21 protein-coding genes and 1 riboswitch are annotated in these 20571 nt (G+C 41.0%); of the genes, 11 read left to right on the forward strand and 10 right to left on the reverse strand.

What is annotated here, in order from left to right; genetic code table 11:
- The first annotated feature begins 96 nt into the window (after positions 1-96).
- Positions 97-301: riboswitch (cobalamin riboswitch) on the forward strand.
- An 89-nt stretch (positions 302-390) separates the two neighbouring features.
- The 4 genes from LJ707_RS03830 to LJ707_RS03845 all read left to right on the forward strand — a co-directional run bounded on the left by LJ707_RS03830 (position 391) and on the right by LJ707_RS03845 (position 4889).
- Positions 391-2415, forward strand: a complete 2025-nt coding sequence (locus tag LJ707_RS03830; protein WP_228949431.1) for a TonB-dependent siderophore receptor — start codon at positions 391-393, stop codon at positions 2413-2415.
- 9 nt (positions 2416-2424) lie between these two features.
- The gene (locus tag LJ707_RS03835) at positions 2425-3492 is read left to right on the forward strand and encodes a DUF5074 domain-containing protein (protein ID WP_228949433.1); all 1068 of its coding nucleotides are present in this window, start codon (positions 2425-2427) and stop codon (positions 3490-3492) included.
- A gap of 58 nt (positions 3493-3550) precedes the next feature.
- The gene (locus LJ707_RS03840; protein WP_228949435.1) at positions 3551-4123 is read left to right on the forward strand and encodes a DUF6580 family putative transport protein; all 573 of its coding nucleotides are present in this window, start codon (positions 3551-3553) and stop codon (positions 4121-4123) included.
- A 73-nt stretch (positions 4124-4196) separates the two neighbouring features.
- Positions 4197-4889, forward strand: a complete 693-nt coding sequence (locus LJ707_RS03845) for a Sir2 family NAD-dependent protein deacetylase (protein WP_228949437.1) — start codon at positions 4197-4199, stop codon at positions 4887-4889.
- A gap of 74 nt (positions 4890-4963) precedes the next feature.
- Here the strand turns inward: LJ707_RS03845 and LJ707_RS03850 are convergent, their stop codons facing one another.
- Both LJ707_RS03850 and LJ707_RS03855 read right to left on the reverse strand, forming a co-directional pair.
- Positions 4964-5212: a hypothetical protein gene (locus tag LJ707_RS03850; RefSeq protein ID WP_228949439.1), complete on the reverse strand. Its 249-nt coding sequence runs from the start codon at positions 5210-5212 to the stop codon at positions 4964-4966.
- Positions 5209-5913: a DUF3291 domain-containing protein gene (locus LJ707_RS03855; protein ID WP_228949441.1), complete on the reverse strand. Its 705-nt coding sequence runs from the start codon at positions 5911-5913 to the stop codon at positions 5209-5211. Before LJ707_RS03855 ends, LJ707_RS03850 begins: the two co-directional genes overlap by 4 nt.
- A gap of 74 nt (positions 5914-5987) precedes the next feature.
- On the opposite strand from LJ707_RS03855, the gene LJ707_RS03860 reads away from it, so the two are divergent.
- From LJ707_RS03860 to LJ707_RS03885, 6 genes are read left to right on the forward strand one after another with little or no spacing between them, the layout of a single operon-like run.
- Positions 5988-6464 carry a GAF domain-containing protein gene (locus LJ707_RS03860; RefSeq protein ID WP_228949442.1) on the forward strand — a complete coding sequence of 159 codons (477 nt, stop codon included), beginning with the start codon at positions 5988-5990 and terminating at the stop codon, positions 6462-6464.
- On the forward strand, positions 6464-7108 hold the full coding sequence (locus tag LJ707_RS03865; protein ID WP_228949444.1) for an alpha/beta hydrolase: 645 nt from the start codon (positions 6464-6466) through the stop codon (positions 7106-7108). The genes LJ707_RS03860 and LJ707_RS03865 overlap by 1 nt, the downstream gene beginning before the upstream one ends.
- A complete protein-coding gene (locus LJ707_RS03870; RefSeq protein WP_228949445.1) occupies positions 7108-7710 on the forward strand; it encodes a DNA-3-methyladenine glycosylase in 603 nt (200 codons plus the stop codon). The genes LJ707_RS03865 and LJ707_RS03870 overlap by 1 nt, the downstream gene beginning before the upstream one ends.
- A gap of 37 nt (positions 7711-7747) precedes the next feature.
- Positions 7748-9037, forward strand: coding sequence for a kynureninase (kynU, locus tag LJ707_RS03875; protein ID WP_228949447.1), 1290 nt, complete (start codon positions 7748-7750; stop codon positions 9035-9037).
- Positions 9038-9045: 8 nt separating this feature from the next.
- Entirely contained in the window at positions 9046-9903 is an 858-nt protein-coding gene (locus tag LJ707_RS03880; protein ID WP_228949449.1) for a bestrophin family protein, read from the forward strand.
- On the forward strand, positions 9904-10806 hold the full coding sequence (locus tag LJ707_RS03885; RefSeq protein ID WP_228949450.1) for a histone deacetylase: 903 nt from the start codon (positions 9904-9906) through the stop codon (positions 10804-10806). It begins immediately after the preceding gene.
- Between the two features lies 1 nt (position 10807).
- Here LJ707_RS03885 and LJ707_RS03890 read toward each other — a convergent pair whose 3' ends face one another.
- Genes LJ707_RS03890 through LJ707_RS03905 form a run of 4 tightly spaced genes read right to left on the reverse strand, consistent with a single transcriptional unit; the run spans position 10808 to position 13803 of the window.
- Positions 10808-12166: an MATE family efflux transporter gene (locus tag LJ707_RS03890; RefSeq protein WP_228949451.1), complete on the reverse strand. Its 1359-nt coding sequence runs from the start codon at positions 12164-12166 to the stop codon at positions 10808-10810.
- A 57-nt stretch (positions 12167-12223) separates the two neighbouring features.
- Entirely contained in the window at positions 12224-12847 is a 624-nt protein-coding gene (locus tag LJ707_RS03895) for a helix-turn-helix domain-containing protein (RefSeq protein ID WP_228949452.1), read from the reverse strand.
- A gap of 12 nt (positions 12848-12859) precedes the next feature.
- Positions 12860-13309: a GNAT family N-acetyltransferase gene (locus tag LJ707_RS03900; RefSeq protein WP_228949453.1), complete on the reverse strand. Its 450-nt coding sequence runs from the start codon at positions 13307-13309 to the stop codon at positions 12860-12862.
- An 8-nt stretch (positions 13310-13317) separates the two neighbouring features.
- Entirely contained in the window at positions 13318-13803 is a 486-nt protein-coding gene (locus LJ707_RS03905) for a DUF4442 domain-containing protein (protein ID WP_228949455.1), read from the reverse strand.
- Positions 13804-14004: 201 nt separating this feature from the next.
- Here LJ707_RS03905 and LJ707_RS03910 point away from each other — a divergent pair, with 201 nt between their 5' ends.
- The gene (locus LJ707_RS03910; protein WP_228949458.1) at positions 14005-14220 is read left to right on the forward strand and encodes a hypothetical protein; all 216 of its coding nucleotides are present in this window, start codon (positions 14005-14007) and stop codon (positions 14218-14220) included.
- 31 nt (positions 14221-14251) lie between these two features.
- Here LJ707_RS03910 and LJ707_RS03915 read toward each other — a convergent pair whose 3' ends face one another.
- The 4 genes from LJ707_RS03915 to gyrA form a co-directional block, all read right to left on the reverse strand.
- Entirely contained in the window at positions 14252-15334 is a 1083-nt protein-coding gene (locus LJ707_RS03915; protein ID WP_228949460.1) for an acyltransferase, read from the reverse strand.
- 166 nt (positions 15335-15500) lie between these two features.
- Positions 15501-16772, reverse strand: coding sequence for a lipopolysaccharide assembly protein LapB (locus LJ707_RS03920; protein ID WP_228949464.1), 1272 nt, complete (start codon positions 16770-16772; stop codon positions 15501-15503).
- Entirely contained in the window at positions 16762-17871 is a 1110-nt protein-coding gene (locus LJ707_RS03925; RefSeq protein ID WP_228949465.1) for a lipopolysaccharide assembly protein LapB, read from the reverse strand. The genes LJ707_RS03920 and LJ707_RS03925 overlap by 11 nt, the downstream gene beginning before the upstream one ends.
- A gap of 38 nt (positions 17872-17909) precedes the next feature.
- Positions 17910-20498 (reverse strand): DNA gyrase subunit A, encoded by a 2589-nt coding sequence (gyrA, locus tag LJ707_RS03930; RefSeq protein ID WP_228949467.1) that lies wholly within the window; start codon positions 20496-20498, stop codon positions 17910-17912.
- Positions 20499-20571: the final 73 nt, after the last annotated feature.

The raw sequence follows: 20571 nt of genomic DNA on the forward strand, positions 1-20571 counted from the left end.
TTAATAACACCTTACACGAAAATGAGTTTTGTTTTAATTAAAAAATCACCAACAAAAAGCAATTTGAATAAGCCCCAAAACATGCGGCTAATTATTGTACATTTGTGGGCTTTTGGTTTCGTGTTGGTATGCTCATTTAACCTCACGAATTAAAAGGGAATGCGGTGTAAGTCCGCAACTGTCCCGCAGCTGTAAGCTCCATAACCAAAGCCCCATCTAAACACCACTACAGTAATTAACTGTGGGAAGGCAGGGGCGAGGGGAGTAAGTCAGAAGACCTGCCACAAGCCATAATTATTCAAAGCTTTCGGGGATTGAAGCTTGAATGGCGTACAGCCTATGGCGTATATCATCCAAAATTTTCCCTGTAAATAATAATTTATTGCAATAATGCTGATAACTATATCCTATGTTTTATCATCCGCCCGTTTTATAAAAAGGGCCGGTATGCTTTGCATATTCAGTTTATCAGCAGGCACTGCATTTAGCCAAACCGATACTACAAAAACCATTAAACAGGTTAATATACAAGGCATAACAATGCCCGCATTGCAAACAACTTTACCTGTTCAGTCGGTAACATCAGCAAACTTTGCGCAATACAGTGCCTTTAACGTGGCAGATGCTGTGCGGAATTTTTCGGGTGTAAACGTACGCGATTATGGTGGCATCGGCGGTTTAAAAACCGTATCAGTACGTAGTATGGGGGCTAACTATACCAATGTGTTATACGATGGCATTTTGCTTAACGACGCGCAAACAGGGCAGATTGACCTTGGCCGGTTTAATTTACTTAACCTGAAGGAGATCATTCTTTACATTGCCCAGCCGGTAAACATTTGCCTTCCGGCACGCTCATACAGCAATTCGGCAGTATTATCACTGGTTACCGCACAGCCCGAACTGACCATTGAAAAACCTTATCAGGTAATAGCAGGTATGCGTACCGGTAGTTTTGGCCTGATAAATCCGTACTTGCAATGGCAGCAACGTTTAAATAATAAATGGTCATTCGTTTTAAACGGCTATACGCAAAATGCTAATGGTAATTATCGTTTTAAAGATAATTTTGGCGGACGAGATACAATAGGTAAGCGTGTTAACAGCGAGGTATCTGCCCAACAAATAGATGGGGGAGTTTATTACAGTAAAAATGACAGCAGTAAATTCAGGCTCCAGTTTAATTATAACAATGCCAACCGTGGTCTGCCGGGCCCTGTAATATTAAATGCTGTTTATCAGGATCAGCACCTTACCAATCAGGATGCTTTTATACAGGCCGCTTATGAGCGCATATGGAAAAACAGTTTGCACTTGCTGCTGAGCACCAAAGCTTCGCACAACTACCAGCATTATACCGATGCATCGTTCTTAAACAATAACGGCGGCGCTAACGAGCATTATACTCAACGTGAAATATATCAATCGGCAGCGTTAGCCTATAAGCCTGTAAAAAACTGGGAGATCTCTTATGCCGCGGATATTTCGTTAGCTGATATTGATATTGATGTGTTCAGGTATGCATATCCAACCCGGCTATCATTATACAATATGCTGGCAAGTAATTTAAGCCTGGGCAGCTTTTTTTTACAGGGGAGCTTGCTGAACACTTATATTAATGATAATACTCAAACACCCGTAGCAGCACGTTCACGATCGGCTTTTACACCTACTTTTATACTGAACTACAAGGTTATTAACAATAACGAATTAACGTTACGGGCATTTTATAAAAACCTTTACCGTTATCCAAATCTTTCAGAGCAGTATTACTACGCAATTCAGCCGCGTGCGCTTAAACCTGAGCAGGCACGCCAATACAATGTGGGCGCGGTGTATAATAAAAACTTCAACAGTGCTATCCAATATCTTACATTAAGTACTGATGCCTATTATTACAATGTAGATAATAAAATATTTACTTTTCCCGGCCGGTCGGCCGAGATCATAAGTGTACGCAATTTAGGTAAGGTAGATATCCGCGGTTTAGATGCGAACATCAAAACCGGATTTACACCACTATTTGGTTGGCAAGGTTCATTTTCGGCGGCTTATACTTATCAAAGAGCCATTGACATCAGCAGCCCCGGCGATTCATTTTATAAAGACCAGATTCCATACACCCCAAAGCATACGTTGGCATTGAACGTGGGATTAAAGCATAGGGCGGCAGGCATTTATTTTAACCATATCCTGTCATCATCACGTTACTATTCCAGCAATAACAGCCCTCAATATTATGTACCGGGGTATAATGTTAGCGATGCCTCTGTAACATACGATTTCAAATTGTATGGGCAAAAGATCCATACTTCGGCCGAAGTGAATAATCTTTTTAATAAAAACTACGCGATTGTGGATAGTTACCCTATGCCACCAAGATCATTACGTTTAACACTTCAATTAACAATTTAATATAACAACATGAGATCATTTAAACACAGCTACTTATTAATTCTATCAGCACTGTCGTTATTTGCGGCATCGTGCAGTAAGGATGATGAAAATCCTACTTCAACCAGTATAGGCAATGGCGTATTTATCGTAAATCAAGGTTCGTTTAACGCAAGCAATGCCTCGTTAACATTTTATAATACCGATACAAAAAAGGTAATAGCCGATATATTCTCAGCAGTAAATGGCTCTGGTTTGGGTTCAGTAGCTAATGATGCCGCTATTTACGGCTCAAAGATGTACATCACGGTTAATGTTTCGAGCACACTGGAGATCATCAATCCAAAAGATGGAAAGCTGATTAAACATATTGATATGAAAAATGGCAGCGTGAACCGCCAACCCAGGTATGTGGCATTCTATAAAAACAAAGCCTATATCACATCATATGATAATACAGTAGCAGTACTTGACACAGCAAGCCTTGAGATAGAAAAATTCATTACCGTGGGCCGCAACCCGGAGCAAATGGCTATCGCCAATGGCAAACTATACGTAGCTAATTCAGGCGGACTTGATTTTGATAATCCTGATAAAACAGTTTCTGTGATCGATCTGAACACAAATACTGAAATAAAAAAGATTGAAGTACCAGCCAACCCGGTAAGTCTTGCTGCTGATGCGGGTGGCGATATATATGTTATTTCAAATGGTAATTATATAGATATAATGCCTGCGCTTACCATAATTAACAGCGCTACTGACGTGGTTAAATCAAGCGCCACGGCAGATGTAGGTTATGGTAGCCCGATAGCTATATCAGGCAATTTAGCGTATATTATTTCAGGTGCGGGTAAAATAAATGTTTATAATACCCAAACTGACGCGGTAATCGAGGATAACTTTATAACTGGTAACTTCAAAATAGCTACGCCTTATGCTATAGCCGTTAAAGCAAGCACCAACGAAGTTTTTATAACTGATGCCAAAGAATACAAAGGTGACGGTAAGTTATACATATTTGGCAGCAACGGCGCGGTTAAAGATAGTGCCGCCGTAGGCTTGTTTCCGGGTAAAATAGTATTTACAAACAACTAATAACGGTAGTTTACAAATTGCTATATTATCGCTAATTTCGCCTAATAATTTATAAGTGATGCCGGCATACAATATGAACACCCGTAATACAGTACTCATACTAATGATAATTGGCGCTATAGCCATGCGTTTTGTTACTTTCAACTTTCAGGAGTTAAGCAACTTTACACCTGTGGGCGCGGTTGCTTTGTTTGCAGGCACCTATTTTACTGATAAGTGGAAATCTTTTTTGGTTCCGCTATTGGTTCTATTTATAAGCAACATCGGCATCAATTACCTGTATACCGGTCACATCACGCTGTTTTCATGGTTTGATATAGTAACATATTCATGCTTTGCATTAACAGTATTCATTGGTACTTTTATTAAAAAAGTAAATATTGTAAATGTGTTGATAGGTTCGGTAGCATCAGCCGTATTATTCTGGTTAATTACTGATCTTCCATTTTTATACGGTAATTTTTATACCCATGATATTAGCGGGTACATTACATCGCTTACCAATGCGTTGCCATTTTTGCGTAATATGATCATGAGCGACGCCATCTTCGGTTTGTTACTTTACGGTGGTTTTGAATTAGCTAAAAACAAATACACCATTTTACGCAACAAGCACGAGCTTGCCATGTAATTGGTTATAAAACATTAAAAGCAAAAGCGGCCCGAAATTCGGGCCGCTTTTTTTGTTTACCTATATTTGATCAATGGAACATATTGTAGTACTTACAGGAGCCGGTATCAGTGCCGAAAGCGGGCTTAAAACATTCAGAGATAGCGATGGGCTATGGGAAGGATACAACATTGAAGAAGTGGCTACACCGCAAGCCTGGCGCCGCAACCCTGAACTGGTACAGGAATTTTATAACATGCGCCGTAAATCGGTACTGGAGGCGCAACCCAACCAGGCACACTTTGCCCTTGCAGCGCTTGAAAGCCAATACAAGGTTACCATCATTACCCAGAATATTGACGATTTGCATGAGCGTGCAGGCTCAACCAATGTAATGCACCTACACGGTATTATTACCAGATCGCAAAGCAGTGTTAACCCTAAACTTACTTATCCTATAAATGGCTGGGAGTTAAAAATGGGTGAGAAGTGCGAGTTGGGCTCGCAATTGCGCGCACATGTAGTATGGTTTGGTGAGGCTGTACCAATGATAGAACCAGCCGCCCGCATATGTGCACAAGCCGACATTTTTATTTTAATAGGAACCTCATTAGCGGTATACCCGGCTGCCGGATTGATAGACTACGTACCCGATGAAGTTACCAAATATGTTATTGATCCTAAAATACCAGAAGTATACATTAAAAACGTAGTCCCGATACAAGCAAAGGCCTCAACAGGGGTAGTTAAATTGACTGAACGACTGTTAAAATCGCGCCAAATATAATTCTGTTTTAAAAATAATGATATGATAAATACCTTTTGATCAATAACTAATAAAGATTATTTACAGTTATACTGCTAATAATTATATCTGAAATAAGCATCCTTAAAATCCTTACGCATCTCTATAAACCGGGCGGCAACGGTCTTTAAAAAATCTTCATCAAGCACTTCAAAAACACTGTTTACTCCATCGGTTAAATCCATTTCGGGTATTTTATAACTTTGCTCAAGGCTGCCTTGCTCCATCTTTACAATAAATTTATTGTTCATGTTAAGTATGGATATTTTAAAATCAGGGTGTGGTAATTCAGCAATAATTCTCATTTCTTTAATAAATTTTCCAAAGGGTTTATGCCGTTGATGGTACCATAACTGTCAACAGGTTTAAAACGGGCAAACAGTTCTTCGCTATACCAGTTTTCCTGCCTGGTTTTTTTGATTACCTCGGCGTGTTCGCGGCTTTTATAGGCAAAGGCTTTCATTTGCTGCTCACTTTTCCATAACGAAAATGTGGCTTGACGGTATACCGGTGCTTCACCTACACCAACAGATGTAATATATCCGGGCGCGTCTTTCATCAGCCTGGCTACATCATCTACATTAGCCCAAAAATTTTTAAGCTTTTTTAAACGTATGGTTGCCCTTGTTAGCACCGCAATAGGCCCGTTATACTCTTCGTTAATAACAATCGGTTTAAAGGGCTCTTTGCCATCCCATTTGCCATGGCTTTGCAGGGGTTCACATAGCAAGGTCCAGCTTTCTGTACAAAACATTTGCCACCACTTTGTTATAAAGGAGTTTTTTTGAAAGCGATCAAAATCTTCGCGTGTATTCCAAACAGCTAATAATCCCCATTGCCGCCAATCGGGCGTAAGATCGAATGTGCCATTGCGGCCGGTGCCTAACAGTTTCCAGAAGGAGCAACCGTGTTGAAGCATTAACGGCAGCCGATGTATGGCCATGGCAAATAATGCCAGCGGCATAAACACCTTTTTATAACGCACAATTGTTAAGCTCACCGTCATCGTGCTAAATTAAAACTTTAAATTATGATAATAGGTTTATTTACTTTACTGTAAAGCTTATTTACATTTGCGTTATGGCAGAAGATCTTAAAATTGTAGCGCAGGGTACCAAGCAGGAACAATACGAAACATTGATCCCTCAGATTGAAGCATTGCTTTATGGTGAAACGGACCTTGTGGCAAATTTAGCGAACGTGGCCGCCGCGCTAAAGGAACAATTCAGGTGGTTTTGGGTGGGCTTTTACCTGGTAAAGGATGATCAATTAGTGCTTGGGCCATTTCAGGGGCCGGTTGCTTGTACACGAATTGCCAAAGGCAAAGGCGTTTGCGGCTCGTCATGGGCGCGGCAGGAAACACTCATAGTACCTGATGTTGAAGCATTCCCCGGTCATATTGCCTGCAGTTCGTTATCCCGTTCAGAAATTGTTATACCAATATTTGTGAACAACGAGGTGGTTGGCGTATTAGATGTTGACAGCTCGGAACTTAATGAATTTGACGAAACAGACGCCTTGTATCTGGAGCAGATCATTAAACTGGTAAACTTTTAATGAGTCGGATATATCTGATACCGGGCTTGGGTGCCGATTGCCGTATCTATAAAAACATTGACCTGTCGGGCCACGACGTTACCTTTGTAAACTGGATAGAACCGGATGTAACTGATACTTTAACAAGCTATGCACAAAAGCTTGTAAACAAATACAATATATATCCTAATTCAATATTAATAGGCAACTCAATGGGAGGGATGGTTGCAATAGAAATAGCAAACATCATCCCTACGAGCAAAACTATCCTTATTTCCAGCATCAAATCCTGCAATGAGGCATCAGCATACTTTTCCTTTTTTAGGCTGGTGCCTTTGTACAAGCTCATTCCGGCAAAACTGTTTACCTCTATGGGCGGTTTGGTGCGAATTGTTTTCGGAAAAATGCAGCCAGATGATCAGTCATTATTTCAGGATATGCTTAAAAACACATCGCCAACATTTGTTAAATGGGCAATAGGCGCAATATTAAACTGGAAAAACACTACAATACCTGCCAACGTTTACCACATAGCCGGCAGCAGCGATATGCTTTTTGACTGTCGTAAAGCAACAGGTTCGCAAATAATTGAAAAGGGAACGCACATTATGATATTTGACCGTGCCGAAGAAATAAACCGGATACTTAAAAAGATACTCACTTAATGAAGTTACCGCATTCATTTTATCTTACTCAGGATGTTGTTGACATTAGTCGGAACTTATTAGGTAAATATCTGTTCACAAATATTGATGGCTTGCTGACGGGCGGCTACATTGTAGAAACGGAAGCTTACAATGGCATAATAGATAAAGCTTCGCACGCTTTTGGCAACAGGCGCACAGCCCGCACCGAAACCATGTTTCAGGAAGGCGGCCGCGCCTATGTTTATTTATGCTACGGGATCCATGAAATGTTCAATGTAGTAACCGCTATTGATGGTGTACCACATGCGGTACTTATACGTGCTATTGTACCTGTTGAGGGTATTGACATTATGCAGTTAAGGCGGAGCATGCCCGTACTAAAACCCAACATTACTGCCGGACCAGGATCTGTAGCTAAAGCATTAGGTATTTCACGTAAAATAAATGCTGTCAGTTTATTGGGTGATACTATCTGGATAGAAGACCGGGGCTTATCATTCAACGATGAAGATGTAAAAGCGGCACCGAGAATAGGGATTGCTTATGCCGGCGAGGATGCTTTATTGCCTTACCGGTTTTACCTTAAAGGTAATCCGCATGTTAGTAAGCCGAATAAATAAGCTGTTATTAAGGTAGATTTTATTATAATTGACCAACATGAACTACCAAACCACCGCCGAATTTGCCCGGCAACTTGACACTGCCGATAAGCTGGCAACTTACCGGGATAAATTCCTTATACCACAACATAACGGGCATGATGCCATTTACCTTTGCGGCAATTCATTAGGGTTACAGCCCAGGTCAGCAAAAGAATATATTGACGAACAGTTAACGGCCTGGCAAAGTAAAGCTGTTGAGAGTTGGTTTGATGGCGACAAGCCATGGTTGAGCTACCATAAAGAAGTAGCCGCACTTGCCGCGCCTGTTGTTGGTGCCCATACAGATGAGGTTACGGCAATGAATTCACTTACAGTAAATTTACATTTACTGCTTGTAAGCTTCTATAAACCAAATAATAAACGTTTTAAAATATTGATGGAAGCCGGTGCTTTTCCATCAGATCAATATGCTGTTGAAAGCCAGGTAAGGTTTTATGATCTTGACCCAAGTGATGCCATTATTGAACTTAAACCCAGGAGCGGCGAGTATACTTTGCGCACAGATGATATACTGAAAGCGATAGATCAAAACAAGAATGAACTGGCGTTAGTACTTTTTGGAGGAATAAACTATTACACCGGCCAGGTGTTCGATATGCAGGCCATAGCCAAAGCCGCACACAATGCGGGTGCATATGCAGGGTTTGACCTTGCACACGCGGCGGGTAATGTGCCTATAAAACTCCATGATTGGGATATTGATTTTGCCTGCTGGTGTTCATATAAGTATATGAATTCAGGCCCGGGAGGCATAAGCGGCATTTTTGTGCATAAAAAGCATCACCACGATCAGTCGCTTAAGCGCTTTGCAGGTTGGTGGGGCTACCGTGAAGATAAACGATTTTTAATGCAACCCGGCTTTGAAGCGGCAATTGGCGCCGAAGGGTGGCAGGTTAGTACCAGCCCTATATTGCTGTTAGCGCTACACAAAGCCTCGTTAGACATATTTGAACAGGCGGGCGGTATTGCTGTGCTAAGAGAAAAAAGCATACTGCTTACCGGCTATTTTGAATACCTGATAAACACCATAAACAAAACGCAAGGGCGTGAAATTTACAGGATAATAACACCAACGGATATAGAATCAAGGGGTTGCCAGTTATCAGTGATCTGTAATTATAAAGCAAAAGCAACATTCAATTACCTGGTAAGTAAAGGTATTATAGGGGATTGGCGCGAACCCGATGTGATCAGGCTAAGCCCGGTGCCATTATACAATACATTTAGCGAGGTATACAATGTATATATTGCATTAAATGAAGTCATTAAAAATATTGATATATAATAAGTTATATGATAAACTACAATCCAAAGGAGTGGTTTCGTTTTATATTTACGTTTCATCGTGCTGATACATTGCGGGAGTTATTTCCGCTGATTATTGCTGTAGCGGCGTATGCCGCGGCCATTGAGTTTTTACTCACCAATTTACTTAAAATTGCACCGGATAATACCCTTACCAAAATAACCTATGTGCATCAAACCATCGGATTTCTGTTCTCTTTACTGCTGGCATTCCGCATCAATTCAGCTTATGACAGGTGGTGGGAAGGGCGTAAACTTTGGGGCAGCCTTACAAACAACAGCCGCAACCTGGCTATTAAATTACGGCATTTGATTGACAGGCCTGCGGATGTGGCATTTTTTAACTTTGCGATACCATTATATGCACGCTCGTTGATGCACCATCTGCGTGATAAATACCATCCGGAACAGCAGGATATGATCAACATTAATCCTAATAAACATGTGCCTAATCAAATAGCTTCAGCCATTATTGAACGGGTTTACAAGCTTAATAAAGAAGGCATTATTAACCAGGAGCAACTATTGAGCTTAAATCCGGAACTGACTTCATTTACAGACATTTGCGGCGCTTGCGAGCGTATTAAAAAAACACCTATTCCGTTCTCGTACAGTGTATTTATCAAAAAATTCATCTTCACTTATATCATGACGTTGCCTTTTGCCTGGGCATACACACTGGGATATTATACGGTACCATTTGTAGCCTTTATTTTATTTGTATTTGCAAGCATTGAATTGATTGCTGAAGAAATAGAGAATCCGTTTGGGCTTGATGCAAATGATCTGCCATTACAAAACATCAGTGACAATATCAGCCAACACGTAGGCGAAATATTTTATTAAATGCTGAAGATCGCTTTCGACCCGGTATACATCCATCCGTTGCCTGATGGGCATCGTTTCCCGATGCTTAAGTACGAACTTATACCCGGCCAGTTATTGCATGAAGGTGTTATTACTGCAGAAAACCTGTTTTCACCAGCCGAATGTCCCGAAGATATAATTCTGCTAACCCACGATGCCAATTACTGGGCTGATCTGCGCGATCTGACGTTATCTCCAAAAGAGGTCAGGCGTACGGGCTTTCCACTTTCTGCCAGATTAGTTGAGCGGGAAATACGCATTGCTCAGGGAACTATTGATGGTTGCCATTTTGCATTTGATTATGGTATAGCATTTAATATTGCCGGAGGCACCCATCACGCAGGCAGCAATTGGGGAGAGGGTTTTTGCTTACTGAATGACCAGGCAATTGCAGCTAACTACCTGTTAAATAAAAATTTAGTAGCATCAGTTTTAATTATTGATTTAGATGTTCACCAGGGCAATGGTACGGCTCAAATATTTGAGCATGATCCTCGTGTATACACTTTATCCATGCACGGGGCTAATAATTTTCCATACAGAAAAGAGCGATCTGATAAAGACATTGACCTGGCCGACGGAACCTGTGATGATGAATATCTGTCCATTCTAAAACAAACACTTCCGCAAATCATTGATCAGCATAAACCTGATTTTATATTTTACCTGTCGGGCGTTGACGTATTGGCTACTGATAAGCTGGGCAGGCTAAGCTTAACCCGGGAAGGCTGCATGGAGCGTGACCGATTTGTGCTGGAGCAATGCTATAGCAGTAGTATACCTGTACAAGTAAGCATGGGAGGGGGGTACTCTCCAAATATACTTGACATCGTTGAAGCGCATTGCAATACTTACCGAATAGCTAACAATATCTACTTCTGAATTAATTAGTTAGCACCAGTTTCTTACTTAATTTATTGAACCTGAAGTACAGCATTATCGCGGCGGCACCTAAACCACAAACCAGGCCGCACCAAACACCGCTTGCACCATAACCCATACGAATGCCTATCAAATACCCAATAGGTAAACCGATGATCCAGTAAGCGATAAAAGTAATAATGGTTGGAATATTCACATCGCCCATACCACGTAATATACCCAGACCTACAACTTGAGCTCCATCAAATACCTGAAAAACCGCGGCAAGGAGCAACAACTGGGATGCTATGGCTATCACACTTACATCATTGGTTACAATCCATGGTAACCATGGGTTAACCACTACAAACAAAAGTGCTGTGAAGGCCATAAATATCAAAACAATATGATAGCTTGACAAGGCCGAAAGCCTTAGCTGGTTATAGTTTTTTGCACCGGTATTATTCCCCGACCTTATGGCCGCGGCAGATGATAAACCTGTAGCCACCATAAAAGTAACCGCGGCCATGTTAATGGCTACCTGGTGGGCGGCCTGCTCAATAGCCCCGATAGTACCTATCAATATATTAGCGCCACCAAATGCACTTACCTCAAAGGTGCTTTGCAGTGATACCGGTATACCTATCTTTAATATCTTTATACTTCTTGCCCTATCAATATGGGTAATTACAAATGTTTTCAGGTACTTTTTAAACCTTGGTGCCCGCAAAACGTATATGGCCATTACTACAGCCATTAAGCTCCGGTCTATCAGTGTGCTGTAGCCAACACCACGTATGCCCATAGGTTCAATGCCAAATAAACCTTTTACAAAGGTTAAACCAAGTATTATGTTTATCACATTACCCCATATAGATATTTGCATGGCTTGTTTTGTAAAGCCAAGCCCTTCGGCAAACTGCTTAAAGGTGCTGAATATCAGTAGCGGGATAATTGAAAATCCTAAAATGATAAAAAATGGTTTTGCTTCAGCAACAACTTCGGGCGACTGGTTAAGATGATCAAGCACATAAACAGAGCCGAAATACATAGATGTAAAAAGTATTACACCGGTTATTATATTGATAATAAAGCTGTTTGAGAGCAACCTGCCACACTCTTCATAATTACCACGCCCGTTCTCCTGTGATATAAGCGGTGTAATACCATACGATATGCCGATACCGATCAGCATCGGGATGATAAATATACTGCCCACAAGTGACACCGCGGCTAAAGCCACTGTGCCTACAAAATGCCCAACTACAATACTATCTGCCAGGTGTGTTGCCACGTGGCCCACCTGCGATATAACTATGGGTATAGCCAGCTTTAACGTATCCTGATAATGTGGCTTGAATTTTAAGTATATCTGTTTCATAACGATGGGCTATAACGGGCGGCAAAAATAGTAAATACGCCGGTAATTAGCTATTCGCTACGCTGCGGTGTAAAATTCTTCCTTTTCGGTAGTATGTACCAGTATCACACCCGAAAGCACCAGGTCAACCAATATGCGCTGTGCCCTTCGGCGGCCTATATTGAGTAAGGTGCAGAATTGTTTTACGGTGATACGCCCCATTTCATCCAGGTACTCAAGCAATGCCTTCTCTTTTGATGAATACTCGATCAGTATGCCCTGGTCTTCATTTGACCGTTTTAAAACATCCACAACAATCTTGCTTGCCAATACACTCTTATCCTTCACCCTTATGTATACCCACCATTTACCATCCTCAGCAAGTGCGTAATGTGGTTTATTATCACCGGGAGGGATCTCGGCAACCAGTACTATCTTATGGTCTATGTATATTTCTTCAAAAATTGGCTCCAAAGCCGGGCGACAATAAAAATGAGCGGCTTTGGTAAGCATGTACTTTTCTTCCTCTTCTGATTTAACCCCCAAAATGGTACCGTTATCAGCCACGCCAACTAAAAGTTTACCGCCTTTATTATTGGCAAATGACACCATGGTTTTGGCGATCTTTTCGTACCGGGTAATTGTTTTCTTAAAATCAAGTGAAACGCCTTCACCTTCAAGGATCATTCTTTTAATGTTCATTTCACTTCCTTTTTATATAGCGTTTGTTGTATAAGGTTTATAAATTCCCATCCATCTTTCAGGATTATTGATCACCTCGAAACCAAATTGTTTGTACAGGCCATGCGCGTCAGCAGTAGCTAACAACCATCGGCGCAAACCCTGTAGCTCAGGATGGCTCAGTATAGTTTGAACCAGCCATTTTGATAAACCCATACCACGATGCTGCTTCAATACAAAAACATCGCACAAATAAGCGAATGTAGCTTTATCTGTTACCACGCGTGCAAAACCGGCCTGATCACCACTATTATAAATACTAAAACACATTGAGTTATCAATAGCTACTCTTAATTTCTCAAAAGGCATTCCCTTTGCCCAGTACGATTCATTGCTGAGGTAATTAAATACAACATCAACATTTATACGGCTTTTATCAGTAGATATTTCGTAACCTTTATTTATAAAATATGCATCATTCATAATAACAGTCATTTCGCGGCCTCCTTTTCAAAAACAAAATTCAGGTCGCGCAGATATATTTCATTAGTAATTGATACACACAGCTCGTTATTGGTATCGTACATATCTATATAATAATGCTTTACATGTTTACCATAATGCTTCAGGTTATGCTCAACAAGTTCAATATCACCTTTTAACAGCCTTACACTAAAGGTAAGATCGGTACGCGCGGGTTTTAAATACTGAATAGCTGATGATTTAAGCCAGGCTATAACCTTGTAACCTTTATGACTGAATAGCTGATGGAAAAGCACAGGATAAAACGGGTCGGCAGCGGCGAAGATAGTACCACCAAAAATAGAGTTGTTATAGTTTTTATTGAGCCAGCTTTTATTTATGCGCACACTCAGGCCGGTAAAACCGGGTTCAACTCTTTGTAGCCAGATACGCTGAAAAAGGAGAGGAGGGTAAAAACGCATTGCCCATTTTAGGGTATTTTCGCTCACAACCATAATATGTTAAATATAGCATTAACAGACTAAACAAGCTCTAAAATTTTATCAATATTGCGATAAAACAACCAATAATTATTTAGGATTATGGTAATAACCTGATAATAAAATCTTCGATTATTAATTTAATGTTTAAACAATATGATTGCCACGGCGTTGTGCAAATAATTGTTTAACACGTAAAATTATTAGTAAATACCTATGAAAAAGCGATTTTTTAATTTTGCTGTAGCCGCTGCAATAGTTAGTGCTATAGCTACCGGTTGTTATTCGCAAGGCGAAGCTACCGGATCTGACACATCAGCGGCCGACTCAACTACAGCCGTTACAGATACGTCAGCAGCAACCCCGGTTACTGATACAGCATCAGCACCGGTACCTGCTGATACATCAAAAAAGGATACTACAAAAATGTGATAAGGATCCCGGTATATTAACCGGGATTTTTTTATGCCTTATTTACCCATTTCAGTTTCAAATACCGCCGTACAGGTATATCCAAAAACCTCATTACAATGTAAGCCAATGCTATTAACAATATGGTACCGGCTGTAATTACTGGTATCATTTCACTTATAGTTGGTTTTGTAGTTTCAACATAACTCATAAATAACCATATAAACGGGTAATGAACCATATAAAGCGGGTAGGAGATCTCGCCCGAAAACTTGCATAGTTTGCCTGATGTATTGCCTGAGCGTGTACCTGCGCCCAAAGCTACTAACAACGGAAAATAGAATATTACCACTAAGGGATCGATAAACCAATTCAGTTTTTCGTTAAAAGGGATTATAAATGATGCTAATAATAAAATTCCTGTGGTGATAAAACCGATATTTGAACGGATGATCCATTGAGAGCGATAGGCAAGTACGCCAACTAAAAACGAAAATGCGACCCTGATAGCACCGCCAATAATATTATCGCCGCCCCAGCCAACACCTAAAAATCCTGATCTGTGCGACTCATAAGCTAAGGCAATTGCGGCAACAACGGTAATTATCCATAATGGGATCCTTTTTAAGCGGATAATTATCAGTGCATAAATAATGTTCGCCACATACTCCCAAAACAACGACCACGTAGGCGGATTAAGATGAAACAAATTAAAATAACGCTCATGCACCAGCGGATACGGGATCATAAAGCATGAAGCCAAAAACATCAATAATATATTTCCGGAATAAACATGATACAGATTACTCATCGGATCAAATGCAAAAGCGATCAAACCTATAATTGAGCCGATGATTACCAGCGGATGCAAACGTATAAGCCTGAGCTTAAAAAAATTCCCTACACCGATCTGCATGAGTTTTTCATCATAAGCATAGGCGATCACAAAGCCCGAAAGGCAAAAAAAGAAATCAACAGCCAGATAAGCATGCGCGATAAAGCTTTTAGTATAGTCAGGCACGGCGATTTCCATAAAATGAAATATCACCACGGCTATGGCGGCAATGCCTCTAAGCCCGTCAAGTACTTTAAAATGCTGTTTAGTTTTTAAGAGTCTGGTTTTATTATCGCTCATCCTGATCATTTATGCAGATCAGCAAATATGCTTTATTAAGTGTGCTCATCAATGGCAATATGTTTCAATCTTTAGCTAATTCATCTCAATTAATTATTCATATAATTAATATTATGTTAAGTAATATATATTTTAAGAAGGCCGATCATTGATCGGCCTTCTTCTATTAATTAAGCGCTTCTATTTGCTTTTGAATTTTATTTGCATTAGCTGTATCCTTTTTACCTAAGTAATAAGTTTTAAGGTTAGTTAATGCTTCCGGAGATTTCGGATTCAATTCAACTGCTTTATCCAAGTATGGTTTTGCAGCATCAAACAATTTGTTGGCTTTTGCTACAGCAGCATCATATTCCTTTTGTTTACTAACCGGTAAAGCGTTGGCTGCGTTGTAAGCATCAATTGCCGGGTTAACCATAACAAAACCAAGGTTCAGGGCAGCATCTGCATAGTTAGGATCAAGCTCCAATGCTTTTTTATACATTGTTGCTGACTTTGCATAAGCCTCCTCCTTTTTAGCAGCAAACGGAGCTTTAGCAGCCGCTGTTTTTGCTTTCTTTTCATCCTTAGCAGCCATATCAGCAACTTTGGCATAAGTAATGCCGCCATAGTAATATAAAGCTTTGTCTTTAGGGCTGTTAGCTATCGCTGCTTCAATTTTTGATACAGCTTCAGTTTCTTTACCTTGTACCAGGCTTATTTCAATTTCGCGAGAGCGCAGGTTAGCGTTTGTAGGAAATTTTTGCACACCTTCTGATACTGTTTTCAGTGCACCGGCAGTGTCTTTACTCATCAAATAACTGCTCGCAAGGTCATTATAAATATCCTCTTTCTTTGTATAGTTTGTGGTTAGCAGTTTTTGATAACCGCTGATGGCCATAGGCAAATACTTTACATCAGTTCTGCCGGCATTGGCTGCTGATAGTGCCGTGTAGTAAATAGCACTGGTATCTTCAGGCAAAATCTGACGGTATTTATCAAATGCCGTGTAAGCCAGATCATATTTACCGCTTTGATAAAATTTTACACCCTGGTTTAATGAGTATTGTGCCAGGTAACGGTTACCATTATTAATAATTTCCGTTAACTCTTTATCATCTCCCTTTGTGTCAAGCTCCTTAGCTTTTTTCAAAGCTTCTGCTGCGGTTGTTTGTAATGGGGCCGCGGTTGTTTCAACGCTATCGCGAGATGCCAGTGCGGCATATATAACACCCTTAACGGCAAAAGTTAACGGTAAATTAGCTGTTTTTTCGTTGGTGGCCGCTTTGTCAATAGATGTTTTAGCATCATTTAAGCTTTTTAAAGCTACCGCTACAAGACCCTCTTTAGTACTTTCGTATTTTTGGTACTCTTCTTTAGCTTTATTAAGCTCACCCTTTTGCGCAAAGGTTGTGGTTGTAGCAAGGGCCAGTAAACCAGCCGTTAAAAGTTTAATTTTCATAAGATACTTTATCAGTTAACTGTTTAAGTTTATTGTTCACTTTGTTTAGTTGCCTTGTGTTGCCGGTTCGCTGATAGATCTGTTGCAGCAATTGAAAACTTTTTACATCTGTTGGCAATATCTCAGCAGCTTTTTGCAACCATTTTGAAGCGTAATATATGTCTTTCAACATTTCATCTTCCTTTTTTTCGGCAGCACTTTTTTTGTAGTATAACACCCCCAAATTAAAAACAGGGTCAAAAGCAACGCTATTAAGTTCAATGGCTTGTAAGTAAAGCTCTTCGGCCCTATCATATTTTGCCAGTTGATCGTAACAATTGGCAGCTACAAATATCACATCAGGGTTACTTTTGTACTCTGCAATAAGTTTTGGTAATAATGGTTCTAACGCTTTGTAGTCCTTTTTGTTGTTATAGATGTTTGCCTCATCCATTAAAAGGTATTTGTCATCAGGTAACAAAGTTTTACCACGCTTTATTATAGCGAGCGCCCGTGCAGTATCCCCCACCGCCATATTAATGTTGGCGGCGGTTTGTATGTATTCCGGCTTTATATTATCACCGTCTATCAGTGAATTATAAAAATTAGCGGCTTGTTGCAGGTTGCCTAATTTTGTATTTGAATAAGCCAGGTAGGCATTCAATGGCTTATAGGATGGATCGTAGAAATGTGCTCGGCTAAAATATAGCTCAGCATTGGTAAAATCCGATTTGTTCATGTAACTAAAACCGATACGTATGGCCGCGTTAGCCAAACATTGCCTGATAAATTTAAGCTCATCAGGGTAACGTTTTATTTTGGGATGTTTAGATAGCTTGTTATCTACAAAATCAGATGTGGAATTAAAAAAATCACCCGGCAGATTGAGTTTGTTAGTGGTATCAACCTGTAAGATGGTAGCGTAAACAAGGCCTCTATAGGTTATCTTTTCGATATTATTAGAGTCCCTGCGGCTGGTTATCAAACTATCAATTGATTTTTTTGCCCTGCCAAGCCAGTTGATATCCTTTGTTTGCTGAAAAAAACCAAGGCTGTTTGCCACTGTCTTTAGCGCTTCAGACTGGCTGAAGGCTAACGGTGCGGCAAACAGCGTTATCAAAATGGTTAGTATTACTTTACGGCAATGCATCCAAATTATTATTCGTTATCAGTTTCCGGTTGTTCTTCATTATCCGCCCCGGTTTGCGGCTCTGTACCTTCTGTATTTTCTTCGGTACCGGCAATTTCAGTTCCTTCAACCTCTGCTGTTTCTTCTTCCGGATCATGTTCTACTTTCGCTACCGAAGCAATTTCGTCATTACCTTTAAGTGTGATCAGCCTCACTCCTTGCGTTGCACGGCCCATAACCCTCAGCTCGTTAATAGCAATACGTATCACTACGCCCGAGCGGTTAATGATCATCAGATCCTCAGCATCAGTAACACCTTTTATGGCTACAAGGTTTCCGGTTTTTTCAGTAATATTTAGTGTTTTTACACCTTTACCGCCACGGTTGGTAACACGGTAATCATCAATATCAGTACGTTTACCGTAACCTTTTTCTGATACAACAAGCACTGTAGTTTCAGGATTATCGATACTGATCATGCCGATAACCTCGTCATTATCATTATCAAGCGATATACCGCGAACACCGGTAGCGGTACGGCCCATTGGTCTAACGGTCGATTCATTAAAGCGGATAGCCCGGCCGGATTTAAGCGCCATTACTATCTCACTGGTACCGCTGGTAAGGTTTGCCTCAAGCAATGTATCTCCCTCGTTAACATTTATGGCGTTTATACCATTGGCGCGCGGACGAGAATATGCCTCTAAAGAGGTTTTTTTGATGGTACCTTTGCGGGTACACATAATGATATAATTATTCTCAAGATATTCCTGGTCTTTAAGACTGGTCAATTTAATGTAAGCCTTGATCTTTTCTTCTTTAGGAATGTTGATGATATTTTGAAGCGCACGGCCCTTTGAAGTACGCGTACCTTCAGGTATTTCAAATACACGCAACCAGAAACAACGCCCTGCCTCGGTAAAGAACAGCATATAGTTGTGGTTTGAAGCCACCAACAAATGCTCAATAAAGTCCTGATCGCGGCTATTGCTGCCTATTGAGCCTTTACCGCCCCTGCCCTGCGTACGATACTCGGTAAGCGGTGTACGTTTAATATAACCTTCGTGTGATATGGTTATTACAACATCATCATCGGCAATAAAGTCTTCAGTTTGCATTTCGGCTGATGAGTGAACCATTTCGGTTTTGCGCTCATCGCCAAATTTCTCTTTAACCTCAAGTAACTCATCCTTAATGATCTGCATACGCAGGCCTTCATCGGCAAGTACTGATTTTAAGTAGTTGATCTGCTCCATCAATGCAGCATATTCATCTTTGATCTTGTCACGCTCCAGGCCGGTTAAGCGGCGCAGGGTCATGTCTAATATCGCGCGGGCCTGGATATCGCTCAGTCCGAATTTCTCTATCAAGCCTTCACGGGCTTCGTCAGGTGTTGACGATGCACGGATCAAGCGGATAACTTCATCGAGGTGATCAAGCGCGATCAGTAAACCTTCCAATATATGCGCGCGCTTTTCAGCCTCGGCAAGTTCGTATTTTGTACGGCGGATAACTACCTCGTGCCTGTGCTCAACAAAATGATGGATCATATCCTTCAGGTTGAGCAGCATTGGCCTGCCCTGTACCAGCGCGATGTTATTTACGCTGAACGAGGTTTGCAGTGATGTATATTTATACAGATTGTTTAAAACAATAGCTGCGTTAGCATCACGTTTTATCTCGTAAACCACGCGTATACCTTCACGATTTGATTCATCGCGTATGGCCGAAATACCTTCGAGCTTTTTCTCGTTAACCAACTCGGCGGTACGCTCAATCATTACCGCTTTATTTACCTGGTAAGGTATCTCGCTAACTATTATGCGTTCACGGTCGTTATTATAAGTTTCTATCTCGGCGCGGGCACGAATAACAATACGGCCACGGCCGGTTTCAAATGCCTGTTTGGCACCTTCGTAACCGTAAATTATACCACCTGTCGGAAAATCAGGGCCTTTGATGTATTGCATCAGCTCCGGAACCTCTATCTGGCGGTTATCAATAAGCGCCACAGTAGCATTAACTATCTCGGTAAGGTTGTGCGGCGGCATATTGGTTGCCATACCTACAGCAATACCCGATGCGCCATTAACCAGCAGGTTAGGTATTTTTGATGGAAGAACGGTTGGCTCTTCCAGCGAGTCGTCAAAGTTTAACTGGTAATCAATAGTATCCTTATTGATGTCAGCCAGCATCTCCTCAGCAATTTTTTGCAACCTTGCCTCGGTATAACGCATTGCCGCGGGTTGGTCACCATCTATTGAGCCGTAGTTACCCTGACCTTCAACAAAAGGGTAGCGAAGGCTCCAGTCCTGCGCCATACGTACCATGGCATCATAAACCGACGTATCGCCGTGCGGGTGATACTTACCTAATACCTCACCAACAATACGCGCCGACTTTTTATACGGCTTATTACTGGCCAGGCCCAGATCAAGCATACCATAAAGTACACGCCTGTGAACGGGTTTTAAACCATCGCGCACATCAGGCAGGGCTCTTGATACGATAACCGACATTGAATAGTCAATGTAGGCAGATCGCATCTGTTCATCAATGTTAATCGAAATTATACGGTCTTCGCTTTGTGGATTGTCGTTTCCTGTTTCGTCAGCCATTTTATATTATAAAGTAGAACTCTTCTCTAATTCGCGTATTGGTGATAGCACCTTAAGCGACCTGCGAAGTTAA

It is taken from the genome of Mucilaginibacter sp. UR6-1 (genome assembly GCF_020880975.1).
Taxonomy (GTDB): Bacteria; Bacteroidota; Bacteroidia; order Sphingobacteriales; family Sphingobacteriaceae; genus Mucilaginibacter.

What these genes read in the sequence shown, in the direction of transcription:
- LJ707_RS03890 (WP_228949451.1), bottom strand. Translation starts at nt 12,166, where the DNA reads ATGAAACAGATATACTTAAAATTCAAGCCACATTATCAGGATACGTTA.
- LJ707_RS03900 (WP_228949453.1), bottom strand. Translation starts at nt 13,309, where the DNA reads ATGAATGATGCATATTTTATAAATAAAGGTTACGAAATATCTACTGAT.
- LJ707_RS03870 (WP_228949445.1), top strand. Translation starts at nt 7,108, where the DNA reads ATGAAGTTACCGCATTCATTTTATCTTACTCAGGATGTTGTTGACATT.
- LJ707_RS03915 (WP_228949460.1), bottom strand. Translation starts at nt 15,334, where the DNA reads ATGAGCGATAATAAAACCAGACTCTTAAAAACTAAACAGCATTTTAAA.
- LJ707_RS03860 (WP_228949442.1), top strand. Translation starts at nt 5,988, where the DNA reads ATGGCAGAAGATCTTAAAATTGTAGCGCAGGGTACCAAGCAGGAACAA.
- kynU (WP_228949447.1), top strand. Translation starts at nt 7,748, where the DNA reads ATGAACTACCAAACCACCGCCGAATTTGCCCGGCAACTTGACACTGCC.
- LJ707_RS03850 (WP_228949439.1), bottom strand. Translation starts at nt 5,212, where the DNA reads ATGAGAATTATTGCTGAATTACCACACCCTGATTTTAAAATATCCATA.
- LJ707_RS03840 (WP_228949435.1), top strand. Translation starts at nt 3,551, where the DNA reads ATGCCGGCATACAATATGAACACCCGTAATACAGTACTCATACTAATG.
- LJ707_RS03920 (WP_228949464.1), bottom strand. Translation starts at nt 16,772, where the DNA reads ATGAAAATTAAACTTTTAACGGCTGGTTTACTGGCCCTTGCTACAACC.
- LJ707_RS03845 (WP_228949437.1), top strand. Translation starts at nt 4,197, where the DNA reads ATGGAACATATTGTAGTACTTACAGGAGCCGGTATCAGTGCCGAAAGC.
- LJ707_RS03855 (WP_228949441.1), bottom strand. Translation starts at nt 5,913, where the DNA reads ATGACGGTGAGCTTAACAATTGTGCGTTATAAAAAGGTGTTTATGCCG.
- LJ707_RS03885 (WP_228949450.1), top strand. Translation starts at nt 9,904, where the DNA reads ATGCTGAAGATCGCTTTCGACCCGGTATACATCCATCCGTTGCCTGAT.
- LJ707_RS03830 (WP_228949431.1), top strand. Translation starts at nt 391, where the DNA reads ATGCTGATAACTATATCCTATGTTTTATCATCCGCCCGTTTTATAAAA.
- LJ707_RS03865 (WP_228949444.1), top strand. Translation starts at nt 6,464, where the DNA reads ATGAGTCGGATATATCTGATACCGGGCTTGGGTGCCGATTGCCGTATC.
- LJ707_RS03895 (WP_228949452.1), bottom strand. Translation starts at nt 12,847, where the DNA reads ATGAACATTAAAAGAATGATCCTTGAAGGTGAAGGCGTTTCACTTGAT.
- LJ707_RS03905 (WP_228949455.1), bottom strand. Translation starts at nt 13,803, where the DNA reads ATGGTTGTGAGCGAAAATACCCTAAAATGGGCAATGCGTTTTTACCCT.
- gyrA (WP_228949467.1), bottom strand. Translation starts at nt 20,498, where the DNA reads ATGGCTGACGAAACAGGAAACGACAATCCACAAAGCGAAGACCGTATA.
- LJ707_RS03835 (WP_228949433.1), top strand. Translation starts at nt 2,425, where the DNA reads ATGAGATCATTTAAACACAGCTACTTATTAATTCTATCAGCACTGTCG.
- LJ707_RS03880 (WP_228949449.1), top strand. Translation starts at nt 9,046, where the DNA reads ATGATAAACTACAATCCAAAGGAGTGGTTTCGTTTTATATTTACGTTT.
- LJ707_RS03910 (WP_228949458.1), top strand. Translation starts at nt 14,005, where the DNA reads ATGAAAAAGCGATTTTTTAATTTTGCTGTAGCCGCTGCAATAGTTAGT.